Annotated in this window: 12 protein-coding genes; 6 read left to right on the forward strand and 6 right to left on the reverse strand. The window is 39.1% G+C overall.

Annotation, left to right across the window (positions count from 1 at the left end; translation table 11 throughout):
• Positions 1 to 6: 6 nt before the first annotated feature.
• The 4 genes from V7L07_RS29035 to V7L07_RS29050 all read right to left on the reverse strand — a co-directional run bounded on the left by V7L07_RS29035 (position 7) and on the right by V7L07_RS29050 (position 5674).
• Positions 7 to 1239, reverse strand: a complete 1233-nt coding sequence (locus tag V7L07_RS29035) for a glycosyltransferase (RefSeq protein WP_335062639.1) — start codon at positions 1237 to 1239, stop codon at positions 7 to 9.
• Positions 1232 to 3481, reverse strand: coding sequence for an ABC transporter ATP-binding protein (locus V7L07_RS29040; RefSeq protein WP_335062640.1), 2250 nt, complete (start codon positions 3479 to 3481; stop codon positions 1232 to 1234). Before V7L07_RS29040 ends, V7L07_RS29035 begins: the two co-directional genes overlap by 8 nt.
• A 169-nt stretch (positions 3482 to 3650) precedes the next feature.
• Entirely contained in the window at positions 3651 to 4814 is a 1164-nt protein-coding gene (locus tag V7L07_RS29045; RefSeq protein ID WP_335062642.1) for a glycosyltransferase family 4 protein, read from the reverse strand.
• Positions 4815 to 4831: 17 nt separating this feature from the next.
• Complete coding sequence (locus V7L07_RS29050; RefSeq protein ID WP_335062644.1) at positions 4832 to 5674, reverse strand: putative nucleotide-diphospho-sugar transferase; 843 nt, start codon at positions 5672 to 5674, stop codon at positions 4832 to 4834.
• A 420-nt stretch (positions 5675 to 6094) separates the two neighbouring features.
• Here V7L07_RS29050 and gloB point away from each other — a divergent pair, with 420 nt between their 5' ends.
• The 3 genes from gloB (at position 6095) to V7L07_RS29065 (ending at position 11933) form a co-directional block, all read left to right on the forward strand.
• On the forward strand, positions 6095 to 6868 hold the full coding sequence (gloB, locus tag V7L07_RS29055) for a hydroxyacylglutathione hydrolase (RefSeq protein ID WP_335062645.1): 774 nt from the start codon (positions 6095 to 6097) through the stop codon (positions 6866 to 6868).
• Between the two features lie 358 nt (positions 6869 to 7226).
• Entirely contained in the window at positions 7227 to 7685 is a 459-nt protein-coding gene (gene rplI, locus V7L07_RS29060) for a 50S ribosomal protein L9 (protein ID WP_196529173.1), read from the forward strand.
• A 111-nt stretch (positions 7686 to 7796) separates the two neighbouring features.
• Positions 7797 to 11933: a replicative DNA helicase gene (locus V7L07_RS29065; protein WP_335062646.1), complete on the forward strand. Its 4137-nt coding sequence runs from the start codon at positions 7797 to 7799 to the stop codon at positions 11931 to 11933.
• A gap of 197 nt (positions 11934 to 12130) precedes the next feature.
• Here the strand turns inward: V7L07_RS29065 and V7L07_RS29070 are convergent, their stop codons facing one another.
• Both V7L07_RS29070 and V7L07_RS29075 read right to left on the reverse strand, forming a co-directional pair.
• The gene (locus V7L07_RS29070; RefSeq protein ID WP_335062648.1) at positions 12131 to 12652 is read right to left on the reverse strand and encodes an FKBP-type peptidyl-prolyl cis-trans isomerase; all 522 of its coding nucleotides are present in this window, start codon (positions 12650 to 12652) and stop codon (positions 12131 to 12133) included.
• A gap of 78 nt (positions 12653 to 12730) precedes the next feature.
• Positions 12731 to 13054, reverse strand: coding sequence for a phasin family protein (locus V7L07_RS29075; RefSeq protein ID WP_179066815.1), 324 nt, complete (start codon positions 13052 to 13054; stop codon positions 12731 to 12733).
• Positions 13055 to 13192: 138 nt separating this feature from the next.
• Here V7L07_RS29075 and V7L07_RS29080 point away from each other — a divergent pair, with 138 nt between their 5' ends.
• The 3 genes from V7L07_RS29080 to V7L07_RS29090 are packed head-to-tail and all read left to right on the forward strand — an operon-like array spanning position 13193 to position 16370.
• A complete protein-coding gene (locus V7L07_RS29080) occupies positions 13193 to 13336 on the forward strand; it encodes a hypothetical protein (protein ID WP_335062649.1) in 144 nt (47 codons plus the stop codon).
• Between the two features lie 49 nt (positions 13337 to 13385).
• A complete protein-coding gene (locus tag V7L07_RS29085; protein WP_335062651.1) occupies positions 13386 to 14225 on the forward strand; it encodes a transcription factor RcaD in 840 nt (279 codons plus the stop codon).
• 54 nt (positions 14226 to 14279) lie between these two features.
• Positions 14280 to 16370 carry an AAA family ATPase gene (locus V7L07_RS29090; RefSeq protein ID WP_335062653.1) on the forward strand — a complete coding sequence of 697 codons (2091 nt, stop codon included), beginning with the start codon at positions 14280 to 14282 and terminating at the stop codon, positions 16368 to 16370.
• Positions 16371 to 16384: the final 14 nt, after the last annotated feature.

Consider the following 16384-nt stretch of genomic DNA (forward strand, 5'->3'; position numbering starts at 1 on the left):
CCTCCTTCATTCTTCCTTATGCGATAAATGGGGAAGTAGAGATTTATCAACATAACTAAGAATTTTTGCCGCTCGATTTTCCCAAGAAAACTGTTTGACAAACTCGATACTATCTGGATAACCCTCTATTTTTCTGGGATGAGTTTCTAAAACCCGCTTCAGACTTTCGGTAAATTTGCTGGGGTTATCTGGTTCACACCAAGCAGCGATCGCTTGGGTATCTTGAAACTCAACTAATGATGGAATCTCCGTCGATACAATAGGAGTTCCAGAAGCGAAGTAGTCAAACAGCTTTAAAGGAGATGTAAAACTTGCCGCTTTTCCCGAACAATGGGGGTGAGCTAAAACATCGGCTGCTTGTAGCAAAGATGCTAACTCATTATGCAAAATATATCCCAAAAATTTAATATTATTAACCTGCTTTTCTTTTGCCAATTGCTGATAATATTCGACTTCTGTTGGCTTACCACCTGCACAGGCAAATTGCACATTAGGCATTTCTTTAGCTACATCAATTAGTACATCAATTCCTTTAAATTGCTGTAGCGCTCCCGCATAAACTACCAACTTTTGGCTGTCGTTTTGCAAGAGTTTTTGACGCCATTCTGCCGCTTTTTCCGGTTGTCTCTCCATAAATAAGCGATTAAAACCATTGTGTAGCTTAATCACTTTTTCTGGTGGCATCCCATTTTTAATCATACTTTCGCGGATGGTGTCTACAACGGTGACAGCAATTTGTAACAGCGGATTTGTAACAATTTCTGGCTCAAATGGCTTGTCTTCGTGGTGGTGATGTTCATAAATTGCGGGAACGCCATTTTTGATGGCAGCTTTGACAAAGTTCCAGTTGCGACTATGGACAAGTTTAGTAGTTGGAAGTATGTGAAACGGTAAATAATACTTACTGGCAATGGTGTTAGAGTCAGTAAATTTGCTCCGAAAATGGTCAATAGGCCAAGGCATCGGTAAGGGAGCAACTTTTAATTTATCATGGAGATTGTAATACTTAATAAGTTCTATGGGTGTTTGTCTCGGTTGAAAAGGACGAGCTAGATTAACTAGGTTAATTGCTTTTGATCCTTTATCTGGGTACACCAAAACTGTTGAGTATCCCAAGTTGGCGGCGGCATTAGCTGCATTTGTAGACTGTACTAGATGAGCCTCTGGCTGCGGCAACTCTTCACTGATGAAAAAAATATAGTGTTTTTTTAAATTAGGATTTTTCAGAATTTTAAACATTAATACTATCCTCAAACTTTCCTAAACTATCGAGCAGATATATAGCAGATTCATAACTTTCAGTAATTAATCCATTTTGTTCTTCTGTGGTGTATGTCAAATTATCAGCTAGAGAGCGGAGAGAGCTAAGGATGAGGTTAAGATAAGTCCGAAACTCAACAGAGATTTGATTAAAAACTTGATAATGGTTACTGATAACATTTTGATTATGGTCAGAAATTGAGAGCATTTGCCCCCGAATTTGCAAGTTAATGACATCCTCAAAAACATCAATGGTGTTGAGAATTCTCAAGGCTGATTTATAAGAGTCTTCAATTAATTCATGCCGTTCTTGAGAATCGTCTACTAAATCATCAAGTAATAAACGTAGGAACCCAATCATCGAGTTCATCTGCGTCCGAATTTCGTGAGAGATCCGGAGCAAGCTTTGATTGTGTTTGGCAGCAGTTTCAGGACGTTCTGCAAATTGCATTGAGTACAAACGTGAGTAGTAGCCACCCTTTTGTAAAAGTTCTTCATGGGTTCCGATCTCTACTACCTGTCCTTGATCTAATACAGCTATTTGATGAGCTTTTTGGACTGTGGAAAGGCGGTGAGCAATTACTAGGGTGGTGCGATCGCGACTTAGATCATCGAGTGCAGCCTGTACTAAGCGTTCGGAAACCGTATCTAAAGCGCTGGTGGCTTCATCTAAAATCAGAATTTCGGGATTTTGCAGGAGGGCACGGGCGATCGCTAATCTTTGCCTTTGTCCACCAGATAACATGACGCCGCGATCGCCAATTAAGGTTTCAAATTCCTGAGGCAATTTGCTAATAAACTCATAAGCATTGGCCCGCTTGGCTGCTGTCAGAATTTCATCATCAGTAGCCTCTGCTCGTCCATAAGCGATGTTATTTCGCACCGAGTCATTAAAAAGAAAGGTATCTTGACTGACAATTCCCATCCGCTTTCGCATGGATACAAGATCGAACTCCCGCAAATCGATGCCGTCAATGCTAATACTGCCAGCGATCGGATCGTAGAATCTGGGCAAAAGGTCGGCTAAAGTCGATTTACCAGCACCAGAACCACCTACCAATGCTAAGGTCGTACCGTGCGGTAAATATAAATTCACATCTTTGAGTACCAACTTCTCATGACCAGGGTAGGCAAAGCAAAGAGAATTAAAAGACACCCCTTCTTTTAATTTTGTATAGGGAAGCTTCCCTTTGCCCATGAACGGCTTATCGTGCAGGCTTAAAAACTCATTGGCAGCATCCACGCTGGCGGCAGTACTGGCAAAGTTGCTGCGAATAGTATTTAACTGAGAAATCAGTGGCAGTACTCGCAGCAGCACTAATAAATATGTCAGAAGTACAGTAGAAAGAGAAGAAACTTGATTAGCAAAGAAGGTTTTACTCAAAATTACAATCAGCAGTATAGCTGTAATGCCCATCACCTCACTCAGGGGTGTAATCGCTTCCGAATTAACCTGAGATTTGAAATCTGCTGATTCGCGATCGCGAATTAATTTTTTAATCCGTTGATATTCTTTTTCTTCATTTCCCGTTGCTTTTACTAGTCGAATTCCATTCAGGGTTTCTAGTATAGAGATTGAGTATGCTCTAGACATCTCACTCAGCTGCTTCCCAAAATTTTTAGACCGAGAAATCGCATACTGATTTACTAACGTCACTAACGATAGCAAAAGCGTTGCAATAATTGTCAACTGCCAAGATATTGACAGCAATAATCCGACAAAAACTAAAATTGTGATTCCTACAATAACTATCTTGACCGTACTACTTATAGCACTAGCAGCCCTGCCAACTTCTCCACCAAGACGATTGATTAAATCACCAACCTTTGTCTTGGCATAATAATCTATATCAACATCTAATAATAGCCTTAAGCCGTTTTCGCGCATATCTGATGTCAACTTTCGACTTAAAGAGCTTGATGCTAAGGAACTGGCATAATTAGCTAAGTTCTTTAAAAGAATTGTGAAAATAATCGCTCCAGCCATTACTCCTACTTGGTAAGGCTCTGGAGTATTATCAAAGGGAGACATAATCTTTTTTAAGATGGGGGGAGCCGTACTTAAATCTATTTTTTGTCCCACAATTTTTAAAACCACTGGCACAATTAAAGCTGTGCTGATCCCATTAAATAAAGCTCCAGAAAATCCTAACAATATTGTTAGCAAAATCAACCCTGGATATGGTTTAGCGAATCTTAGTAGTAGTTTTCTGGTAGACATTGGATATTTTTATGACACTTTTACTTATTAATATTATTCACAAAATTACTTGCTAAATAAAGCTAATCATCAAATAAATACGGGACTGGGTACTGGGGACTGGGAAAAAAATATGATTAAGATATTTGATTGGGTTCCCAATCTCTAATCCCTAATCCCCAATCAAGATTTACAACCGAGAAATTACTAACTTGAGGGTGGAAGCCATCGCTTCTATGCTATAGTGTTCCACACACCTTTCTCTTGCCTTGATACCTTGCTGGTTTGCTGACTCTAAATTCTGAAAAATTAATTGAATTTGTTCAGCAAGTTGTTCAGGAGAGGCAGGTTCGACTAAATAACCAGTATCACCTAAAATTTTGGGAATATCTCCAACACGCGTTGATAATACAGGTTTAGCCATTGCCATTCCATCTGTCAACTTCAGGGGAAATTGAGCGCGAGTTTCTGGGGTGTTTCGCTGGGGAACAACCACAATATGAGCCGCTGCTACTAAATCAGGCATAACATCAGCTGGATACTTTGGTAATTTAATAATCCAGCGTCCCCACTTTTGTTGGAGTTGTCGATCGTAATCATCATAGGGACTACCACCTACAATCACTAGTCTTAAGTCTGGTTGATTAATTTTATCCAGTGCCATGAGAATATCTTCTAGACCTTTGTATGGTCTTGGCGCACCAGGAAACATTAAAATACGATATTCAGATAAACCATAACGATTTCTGCTGGACTCAGCATCATATCGAGTGGGATCGAATAAAGAAATATCTTTACCATTAGGAACAAATGTACCGCCAAAACGCTGCTGCAAAAATTCAGTATGCACCGTCACAGCATCAGCATGACTTACTAATCCTTCCATCCATTTCACATACAAAGGATGATAAGGATTCCTGAGTGCGCCGTCTGGTTTCAATAATTCCCTGGCTAATTTTTTAGGTGTGGGACTATAATGCCAGTCATCGCCACCGTACCAACTGAGTTCCCAATCATCTATGTCTAAAATTAACGGTTTTCTGCTAAATATTTTGTTTATTAGAGCTACTCCAAAACTCGCTATTTGTGGTTTGATAGCATAAACTATATCTCCATTAATCTTTGGTAAAAATTTACTAATCTCTCCAAAAAACTCTGGGAAATTTTTGCCTGGTAAATTATAAACTTTTAATTCTGATGGTAAATTTCGATACAAGTTATTTCCAAATAAAAACCCCATAATTTCAACTTCATATTCTAAAGTTCTGAGGGCTGTTGCTATCAAGTATGCACGCAAAATAGCTGCACTTGATAAATCTGAAACTAACAGCGATATCTTGGAAAAATTTTTCACGTTTTTTAGACTTATTTTTATTTAGTGCGCCAAGGATTTGTAACTTGATTTGGTAAAAATACTTGAGCGAATCTGTCAAAAACCCTTGTATATAAGGAACGAGTAATATTTTTAGCATACTGAGGTCGATAAGGATAGGTACAGTGAAGAACCTTAATTTGATCCTGAATATTATAATCATCCTGCCACTTACTGAGATAATTATAGGTAGGTGGTAAGACTTTTTTATGAGGTTGTACAGATGCGATCGCAGATGCAAAGGCTCCTTGATCTTTTAGAAGTAATTTATCTTGATTATTTTTGACAATCTCAAAATAACGTTGAAATTCTTCAAAGAATATTTTGGTTACTTCTGTTTTGCGAAAAGCCATAAAACCGCCATTATACTGGACACTATCTGCATGCAATGGTAAGCCTACAGATTGTAAAATTGGCAAAACATTTGGTAAGAGGTCTTCTTGCTTTCCACGTAGTAAATTTGTAGCTTTTAGAATAGAAGGTTGTACATCTTCAGTTAACAGAAAATCATATTCATTTAAATACTCAAATACGTCGTTGATATCAGAAAGTAAGCAAATATCTGAATCGAGGTAAATCGTTTTATCAAACTCCGAGGCTGCATATAAAGCCAGTTTGGCTTGCCTTGATGCTAAAACAGTATTTTCATTTGTAGGGGCAGGCTTTAAAATTACATTTTTGAAAGCCTTTAATAACGGATAGAGAACTACCGGAACTTGGTCAACTAAAATAATTATCGGCTCTTGATGAAACTTCCTAATCGCTGCTAAAAAATGAATGCAGTCTTGAAAAGAATAAAGACCAGTTAGAATTGTAATAAATCCTCTAGTTTCTGTCGACATAAATTAAATTAACAATTATTGTTTACTTTGGAAACTAAAAATGTATTTATTCTCAAAAAATCTTACTCTAGTTTTAGTTCTAACTAAATCTGATAGAGTAGAGATGAGCAAAATTAGGAACTAAACAATTTATTTTTTATTAAAAAAATAATAAAATAATGAAATAAATATAACTTTGTATTTGAGACTATTCCCAGAGGAATTTCACTGAGTAAGTTTATCTGAATTTCACTTTTTTAAGTATAATTACTGTGTAGATAGAATTTTATGCTGTATAATGATCATAGTTAATATTGCATATAGCTATAATGAACAAAGTATAAATACTTGATATAGCTTGTGCAGGTAGCATTACTATTCACTGGAATGTAGGATTGCTACTCAATACCAAACATTTATGTTGTAAGGGAGGCAGAGGTAATGCAGGTAATCCGTCTGGAAGCACTCTCAGACAACTACATATTCTTGCTACACGATCGCAAACAAAATATTGCTGCTGTTGTCGATCCAGCAGAATCTCAACCAGTATTAAAGAAACTGGCAGAATTAAAAGCTGAGTTGGTAGCAATTTTTAACACTCATCACCATAACGATCATGTGGGTGGTAATAAGCAATTAATAGAAGAATTTCCCCAACTGATAGTTTACGGAGGAGCCGAAGATCGTGGGAGAATTCCTGGACAGCAGGTGTTTTTGCAACAAAGCGATCGCGTCCAGTTTGCAGACCGCATAGCTGAAGTTATCTTCGTCCCCGGACATACCCGCGCTCATATCGCTTACTACTTTCCCCCTGAAAAAGCTGGTGAGACAGGTGATTTATTTTGCGGCGATACCTTATTTTCTGGTGGTTGTGGTCGCTTGTTTGAAGGAACACCGACCCAAATGGTGGACTCTTTAAGCAAACTGCGTTCTCTACCCGATGATACACACATCTGGTGTGCCCACGAATACACCTTAAAAAATCTGCAATTTGCCCTAACTGTGGATAGCGACAACGCCGACTTACAAAGACGCTTCAATGAAGTCAAGGCTTACCGTAGTCGAGGAGAAGCCACCATACCCTCGCTATTAGGAGTCGAGAAGCGAACCAATCCCTTTTTACGTTGGGATCAGCCATCATTACAATCAACCGTTAAGAGTGGCGACGGAGTGGAAACCTTTGCACGTATACGGGAAATGAAAAATAACTTTTAGTCATTGGGCGTTAGGAGTTAAGAGTTAGGAGTTAAGAGTTAGGAGTTAAGAGTTAGGAGTTAAGAGTTAGGAGTTAAGAGTTAAGAATTAGGAGTTAAGAGTTTTGTTTACCTCCTTGTCCCCTCATCTCCCTCACTCCCTCATCTCCCTCATCCCTTACTCAGCACTCAGCACTGATTAACCTCAGTCCCTAATCCTCCAACTTTCTAGGGCGAATAGTTGCGATCGCACCCTTTCTTTCGCTACGATCTGTAAGCTTTAGGGTATTAGGCCAAAAAGCTTGGAATACAGCACTGAGATTGTGAGCTATGCTGCCCAAACCCAAATTAATCAGATTTTACAGGAAAAACGAAAAACGATGGCGAAACGTGTGCAGTTAGTTTTAAATCAGGATATCAGCAAGCTGGGCAAATCTGGCGACTTAGTAGAAGTAGCTCCTGGCTACGCTCGGAACTATCTGATTCCTCAGAAATTGGCAACCAATGCCACTCCTGGTATTCTCAAGCAAGTAGAACGCCGTCGCGAACAAGAGCGTCAACGGCAATTAGAACTCAGACAACAAGCTCTTGAGCAAAAAGAATCTTTAGAAAAAGTTGGCAGCTTGACAATTGCCAAGCCAGTTGGTGAAAACGAAGCAATTTTCGGTACTATCACCACCCAAGATGTTGTAGATGCAATTAAGGCAGCCACCGGTCAAGAAATTGATCGGCGTGGTATTACTATCCCTGATATTAATCACCTTGGTACTTATCAAGCTGAAATTAAGCTGCATTCTGAAGTAGCGGCGCAAGTCAATATTCAAGTCGTGGCTAGCTAACTTAGGAGAGCGATGAGGGAGCAAGGGAAGTAAAAGTGGATAATAACTCCTAACTCCTGTACAGACGCGATTAATCGCGTCTCTAGCAAAATATCAAAACTAAAATCGTTTATGGCTGAAGAACGGAGTTTTCAAGGCGATGGTAGCGATGCCTACGGCGGTAAACTACGCCTCCCACCCCAAAATATAGAAGCGGAAGAAGCGATTTTGGGTGGTATTTTGCTAGATCCAGAAGCGATTAGTCGAGTTAGCGATCGCCTTCTTCCCGAAGCTTTTTACATTAGCGCTCACAAAGATATTTATCAGGCAGCTGTGAGGCTCCACACCCAAGGTAAACCCACAGATTTACTCTCAGTTACCAGTTGGCTAACCGACAATGAAATGCTAGCCCGCATTGGTGGCAGAAATAAATTAGCAACTCTGGTAGACCGCACAGTGTCAGCCGTTAACATCGACGCCTTAGCAGGGTTGGTGATGGAAAAATACCTGCGGCGACAGTTAATTAAAGCTGGCAATGAAATTGTACATCTTGGTTACGAGACAGAAACCGAATTACCACAGGTTTTAGATCAAGCAGAACAGAAAGTATTCGGCGTTACTCAAGAGCGTCCCCAATCGGGTTTAGTTCACATTTCTGATACTCTAATTAATAATTTTCAGGATATTGAAGATAGAAATCAAGGCATCGCTTTACCTGGAATTCCGTGCGGATTTTACGATTTAGATGCCATGACCAGCGGCTTTCAGCGTTCTGATTTGATTATTATCGCAGGTCGCCCATCAATGGGAAAATGCCTAAGTTTTGATTCAGAAATTATCCTTGGGGATGGACAGATTGCCACAATTGAAGAATTATATAACCAACGTTATGGCTCATTATTGACGTTAAACAATGATTGGAAATTTACCTTTACTCAACCATCTGCATTTGTAGATGATGGTATCAAGCCAGTTTTTCGTGTCACTACTCGCTTAGGGCGAACTATTGAAACCACAATCACGCATCCCTATTTAACTATTAAAGGCTGGCAAAGACTAGAAAATCTGAAAGTCGGTGATAAAATTGCTGTTCCCCGAAAAATAGATGTATTTGGTACAAAAACCATTCGTGAGTGCGAAGTTAAGTTATTAGCTTATTTAATTGGCGATGGCGGATTAACCAACTCCAATCCCCGATTTACAAATGGTAATCCATTACTGCAAGCAGATTTTTCGCAAGCAGTTGCAGATTTTGGTGGTTTAATAGTTCGTTGGGAAACTTCTCAAGGAAAACGCACACCATCACTTTGTATTCGAGGAGATTTAGAATTTATTGCTATTCAAAGACAAGTTTTTGCTGAAAGTTTTAAACTAGCAATTCAATCGCAGTTATTGACAGGAAAAGAAATAAGTCAACTAGTTGGAGTCAGTCCCACTTTACTTTGTGCTTGGAAGCAAGGGGAGTGTGTACCAAATTTAGAAACTTTTGGTTCATTATGCAAAATTTTACAATTAGAGTCAGAAGAGTTTGTATCTCATGGATTTGCCTGCATGAGCAAATCTCGAAATAATTCGCTGACACTTTGGTTAGAAGAATTAGGTTTGTGGGGTAAAGATGCTCATTCTAAAACTATCCCAAGCATAGTTTTTAAATTAGAGCGATCGCAAATAGCCTTATTCCTTAATCGTCTTTTTGCTACAGATGGATGGGCTACGCTCCTTACTAGTGGACAATCACAGTTAGGGTATGCAACAGTCAGCAATAAATTAGCAAGGCAAATCCAACATCTTTTACTAAGATTTGGCATCATTGCCTCTCTTAGAAAGCAGTCTGTCAAGTATAATAACACCCGCAGAACAGCATGGCAATTAGATATTACTGATGCCTTATCTATCAAAACTTTTATTGCAGAAATAGGTATTTTTAGTAAAGAAGAAGCGATCGCAAAAGTCGCAGATGCAATATCTCAAAAAAGATATCAAACTAATCGGGACTTGATACCTGTAGAGATTTGGGAACAAATAGCAGTAGCGAAAGGTAATGAAACTTGGAGTAATTTAGCTAGACGTGCAGGTATTCAAGGCTATACAAATATGCATGTTGGCAAACGTGCCCTAAAGCGGGAAAGACTTTGGATACTAGCCACAGCTTTAGATAATTTACCACTTCAACAGTTAGCAACAAGTGATGTTTATTGGGATGAAATAGTTGCCATTGAGTCAGCAGGAAACAAGCAAGTTTATGACTTAACAATTCCAGAAACACACAACTTTGTTGCCAATGATATTTGTGTTCACAATACAGCATTTTGCTTAAACCTAGCTCATAATATTGCCGCTTCTTATAAATTACCAGTTGCTTTTTTCAGCTTGGAAATGTCCAAAGAGCAACTGACGCAACGTCTATTAGCTAGCGAAGCGCAAATTGAAAGTAGTTATTTGCGAACTGGTCGCCTGAGTCAAACGCAGTGGGAACCTTTAAGCCGTGCTATTGGTATCCTTTCGGAGATGCCAATTTATATTGACGACACGCCGAATATTACAGTCACACAAATGCGTAGTCAGTCAAGAAGACTACAAGCTGAAATTGGAACTGAATTAGGATTAATTGTAATAGATTACCTGCAATTGATGGAAGGAGCAGGCGATAATCGCGTACAAGAATTATCAAAAATCACTCGTCAACTCAAAGGTTTAGCGCGGGAATTATCTGTACCAGTTATTGCTTTATCTCAGTTGAGTCGAGGGGTGGAAGCACGCACTAACAAGCGTCCGATGTTGTCAGATTTGAGAGAATCCGGTTGTTTAGCAGGCGATAGTCTGGTGACATTAGCAGATACAGGATTGCAAGTACCAATTAAGGAATTAGCAGGTAAATCTGGTTTTGCAGTTTGGGCGTTGAACGAAGCTACAATGCAGCTAGAAAAAGCAATTGTTAGCAATGCTTTTTGCACCGGTGTAAAGCCTCTGTTTACTTTAACAACTCGATTGGGTCGAAAAATCCGTGCCACAGGTAATCACAAGTTTTTAACAATTAATGGCTGGAAAAGACTTGATGAATTAACTCCTAAACAACATTTATGTTTACCAAGACATATCCATAGTTCTGGTAAACAAACCATGACTTATGCGGAAGTTGCATTATTAGGGCATTTAATTGGCGACGGTTGTACATTGCCACGTCATGCCATACAGTACACTACCAGAGAGATAGATTTAGCTCAGAATGTTGCTTTCTTGGCAACAGAAGTTTTTGGAGATTCAATTGCTCCTAGAATTTCACCTGAACGTGGGTGGTATCAAGTTTATTTATCCGCAGCACAGAATCTAACTCATCGTGTAAGAAATCCAATAGCCAAATGGCTAGACTCTCTCGGTGTTTTTGGTTTAAGGTCTTATGAAAAATTTGTACCTCAAGAATTGTTCTCACAACCCCAAGAGTTAATAGCGTGTTTTCTAAGACACCTTTGGAGTACAGATGGTTGTATCAACTTAATTGCAGGAAAAAAGGCAAGACCTATTGCATTTTATGCAAGCAGTAGCGAGAGACTAGCTTTTGATGTACAGACACTTTTATTAAGGCTTGGTATTAATGCAACACTAAGGACAGTTCCTCAAGTTGGCAAAGGTAGAAACCAATATCATGTAACAATCACTGGCAAGCCTGACCTTGAGTTATTCATTCAAAACGTTGGAGCAGTAGGAGAATATAAGCTAAGTTCATTGGAAAAAATTGCTGTACACCTTGAAAAGTGTATTCATAACACTAACAGAGATATAATTCCCAAAGATGTTTGGAAAACACAGGTTGTACCTGCAATGCAATCTGTTGGCTTGACCACACGGCTATTACATTCCTCCATTGGAATATCCTATTGTGGCTCTACCCTTTATAAAGTAAATTTAAGTCGAGAAAGATGTTTAAAAGTTGGCAACGTTGTTCAATCATCTAAACTGATTACTCTTGCTACAAGTGATGTTTATTGGGACGAGATACTTTCAATTGAATATAGCGGCGAGGAAGAAGTCTTTGATCTTACGGTTCCAGGTTTGCATAATTTTGTTGCAAATAATATTATTGTTCACAATTCCATTGAACAAGATGCGGATTTAGTAATCATGCTGTACCGCGATGAATACTACTCTCCCGATACTCCCGATCGCGGCATTGCAGAAGTAATTATAGCTAAACACCGCAACGGGCCTACAGGGACAGCGAAACTTTTGTTTAATCCACAGTTTACAAAGTTTCAAAATTTAAAAATTTAGCTATACCAAATAATTATTTGAGCAATGAATGAGCCTGATTTACTCATTAATGATGTATTTTTACCAAATAGCTATTTTCTATACTCTGAAATACTTGATTTATTTGATAGGACACTGGGCATTGAGAACAGAGAGAATAGAAACTTATTTTAATAATTCCTCCTTGTCCCCAGTACCCAATCCCCAGTCCCTAGTCCCTATTTAACTCCCAGCAATTCCACATCAAAAATTAGAGTTGCATTGGGTGGAATCACACCACCAGCACCACGAGCGCCATAGCCTAACTCAGATGGGATGATTAACTTACGACGACCGCCGACTTTAATGGTGCTAACTCCTTCGTCCCAACCTTTGATAACCTGTCCAACGCCTATTTTAAAGCTGAAGGGTTGACCGCGATCGCGTGAACTATCAAACTGAGTACCATCTTCTAGAGTGCCGACATAGTGAACTTCAACCGTTTGTCCAGGTTTAGGAGTCGCCCCAGTCCCCTCTTTTAACTCCACATACTTTAATCCAGAGGGGGTAGTTACAGCATTAGCATCTGACATAGTATTACTCGCAATTAAGATATTGTTTTCAGTTACAGCTGTGGATGCTGGCGGAGTTTGGGTTAACTCAGCAGCAATGGCAGTACTCTGTTTACTGCCTACTTGCCCCACAAATAAAAGCACAACACACACCAGCATGAACGCCACGCTGAGGAAAATTGGTTTCAAAATCAGTTCTCCTTACTTAAGTATCCTGGCAAAAACATTACCAACAGGACACAATTAGTTTAAATCAGAAAGGGCATTTTAACGCCAAAGCTTATTTTCTAAATCGCGCAATTGACGCTCTAAACGGTCAATTCTACCCCGCAGTTCGTCCACTTCCGACTGGCGAGCCACTCCCAAATCCTGCATCATATTTCGCATTTGCCGCTGCATTTGGATATCGAAGTTTCCCTGCTCCGACTTTAACTGCTGGGCAATATCATCTATTACCGCCTTGGCTTGCTCAGGATTGAGCTTACCATCTTTAACTAAATCATCGCTGACTTGCCGTAGTTTTTCTGCGACTATAGACGTTGTGCCAAGACCGACCATCATTAGTTGTTGTAACCAGTTGTTGTTGTCCATACTCCCTTCCTCTTAACTTATTAATCAGCCGACCCTTGCTCGTGAGTGTAGGCAATTAAGCTATCTTAAAGCGTGGTTATTCTAGCCTACAGCTCTATTTTGGCAAATTGGCAAGCACAAAGATAAGGATCAAAAGGCGTGGTTATAGAACTCCCGAAGATTTCAGGTTGTCCCAAAGATTTTATCCAGAAGGACGCAAAAATTTGGACAATTGCGATCGCTACATATCCGTGTGCCGTACTCATTGGCACTAATTATAGTTACGATGAAGAATATGTGTAATTTTTTGAGCTAGAGTACTGCTAAGTAATATACAGGCAAGTCTAACCGTATGGAAACGAATGAGTTAAAGTTCCTCTTAAAGTTATTGGGATTTACCGATTATCGAGCAGGTCTTAGTCTTAGTGCCTTCGATGTTTTTAAAACTGATAAAAACAAAATTTGTAAAGCATTGGGCGATCGCGAACTGGTAGACTATACCCGCGAGATTATCGCAGTTAAAATTTTACCGCCTGGTCAAGCCCTACTGAAAGATCCAGGTGAAGTGCCCATCGCAGACAAAGAACTGAAGGTACTGGAGAAGATCAGTAAAGCTTCTGGCAAAATCGCCCCCAGCAAAATCACCTCACCAAAAGCTGCTGAACGAGATGCGATCTTAGAAGGGTTGAGCCAAAGGGGTTTGATTGAAGCCGAAAAGAGCATTAAAAGGGCAAAAGCTGAAGTTTGGCTGACTGAACGAGGAATCGAGTATTTACGGGATGATTACAGTCCGAATAAAGGTTCTAACCCCGTCATCAGCTTAGAATTGCTGGGTAATTACCTCCGCTTTTTAAGGAAAACTCTGCGGGTGAAAGCAGACGAAGTTTCTACTCCACTACCTAGCGTCAACATCGTTGATAAAGAAATCAGTGATGAAGAAATTTTACAAATTATTGAGAAATTAGACCGAGAATTGGGTACTGAGAACTATTTGCCCATTTTCCATCTGCGGGAAAAATTACAACCGCCATTGTCACGGGATGAATTAGACCAGGTACTATATCGTCTTGAAGAAGCTAATCAAATTGAGTTAAGTACATTGGCAGAGCCACGCGATTATACTACTGAACAAGTTGATGCTGGAATTTCTCAAATAAGCGGTGGTTCCTTATTTTTCATCACAGTAAATTAGTGGTCTTTCCCAAATTATAAGCAGACCAACTTTAAAGAAAGTAGAGATGTCAGTATGTCAACAATTGACGAACTTATTAAACAATCGCTTAACCCATTCGATAACTTTGCAGCAGGTAACTTTTGGGAAGAGGAGGAGCAATTTACTACTGTTGACTCTATTCATCAAGAGGCACTAACTCAAATCAAAAGTGTTCTGGATCAGATTTATCAAGACCATCAAACCCGTACCCTGATTCTCTATGGTGATGCTGGAGTGGGCAAAACTCATTTTATGGGTCGGCTGAAACAAAGGCTAAATAATGAAGCTTTCTTCGTATACATTGAGCCGTTTCCTCAGAGTGACCATATCTGGAGACACATCTTACGTCATACTGTTGATAGCCTGGTTAATGCTCCAGCAGGACAAGCAAATTCCCAATTAATTCTTTGGCTCAAAAGCTTTCTGTCTACTATTGGCCACGACTTACAAAGTGAACAACGAGGTTTTATTGACAGAATACAAGGTTTATTTGGAAAAACGAAAACATCCTCTAAGGCTGATCGCAAATTATTTATTGACATCCTCAAAAAAAACATAGGTACTAGAGGAATTTACAACGCTAATGAATTTTTTGGTGTCCTTTATGACCTAACTAATCCAGACTTAAACTCTTTAGCCTGTGAATGGTTAAAAGGAGATGGTCTAGATGAAGAAAGCCTGCAAAAGTTACAAATTAATAAATCTATTGATAATGAAGATACGGCACGAGGTATTTTAGGTAATTTTAGTAAAATCTCTGGTAAAACTCAGCCCATTGTTTTGTGTTTTGATCAACTAGATAACATTGCTCGTTTGTCAGATGGCTCTATTGACCTACAAGCTTTATTCAATGTGAACTCTACGATTTATAACGGCAAGTGGCAAGGCTTCCTGATTATCATCAGCGTCAGGACTAGTACCTGGAATGAAAATTACAAGCGAATTCAACCTGCTGATTTGGATAGGGCTAGTGTAAAAGTACCTCTTAAACGCATCACTTTAGATGAAGCCGAAGCTCTATTAGCTTCTAGACTTTATAAGTTGCACCATCAAGCTTACTCTCTACCTAATTCTCCAATTTACCCTCTGAATACAGAGATACTAGAGAAAGCATTCCCCGGTCGTAAAGCCTCACCTCGTCTAGTGCTAACGTTAGGGAAACAACTATTCCAAGAATATAAGGAATGGCTATTCAGAGATAAACAACCCCCAAAGCCAAAATGGTTAGATGGTGAGACTCTGCCACCACCACCACCTCCACCACCAGGTACAATCGAAGCAGAATTAAAATTATTATGGCAGCAGGAATATAAAAAAGTTCAGTGCAAAATTACCAAAATAACCTTATTAGCTGCACCTGATTTAATTCGGATGTTACAAGAAGCTTTGGAAGCATTGCAAGTACAGACTATTAAGCCTAAACTCTTAAGTGGAAATTATGCCAGCTATTCCTTAAGTTATCAACATTCTGATAATAGAGACACGATAGGATTAGTCTGGACTGAAGATCCAGGAATGAGACCATTTTATGATGTAATGAATGCTTGCCAGAGAGTGGTTTCTAGAAATCTATGTCACAGACTGCAACTAATTCGTCTTGCAAGTGTAGGAGAGCCAAACCTTGCCGGAAATAAAATATACAGACAGATTTTTACATATACTAACCATCAGCATATAAAACCAAATGTGTCTTCAGTTCACTACTTGGCAACATATCATAGCTTGGTTAATTCAGCGCTATCTCAAGAATTAGTAGTTGCAGGTAAAACTATTACTTTGCAGAAACTACAATCTTTAATTCGTGAGTCTGAAATTTTGCACAAATGTACTTTATTGCAAGATTTAGGAATTGTTGCTAAACAACCCTCTGAAATAAATAATGGGAATGCAAATAGTAAACAAGATTTAAGACTAGTAAAAGAGTTTTTATTAAATCTAGTCAAAACCCAAGGCTTTATGGGAGTGCCAACTTTAATTAAGGAGGCTGGTAGTCAATTTCCTTCTGTAAAAGAAACTGATACTCAACACTTAATTGATTTATTGTGTCAGGAAAAGAAAGTAAAAATTATTGACCCAAAAGCCAAATTACAAGACCAATTAATTTCTTTGGTCACTAATAGATAACTGTTGATAGACGT

It is taken from the genome of Nostoc sp. (assembly GCF_036916985.1).
In the GTDB taxonomy this organism is placed as follows: Bacteria; Cyanobacteriota; Cyanobacteriia; order Cyanobacteriales; family Nostocaceae; genus Nostoc.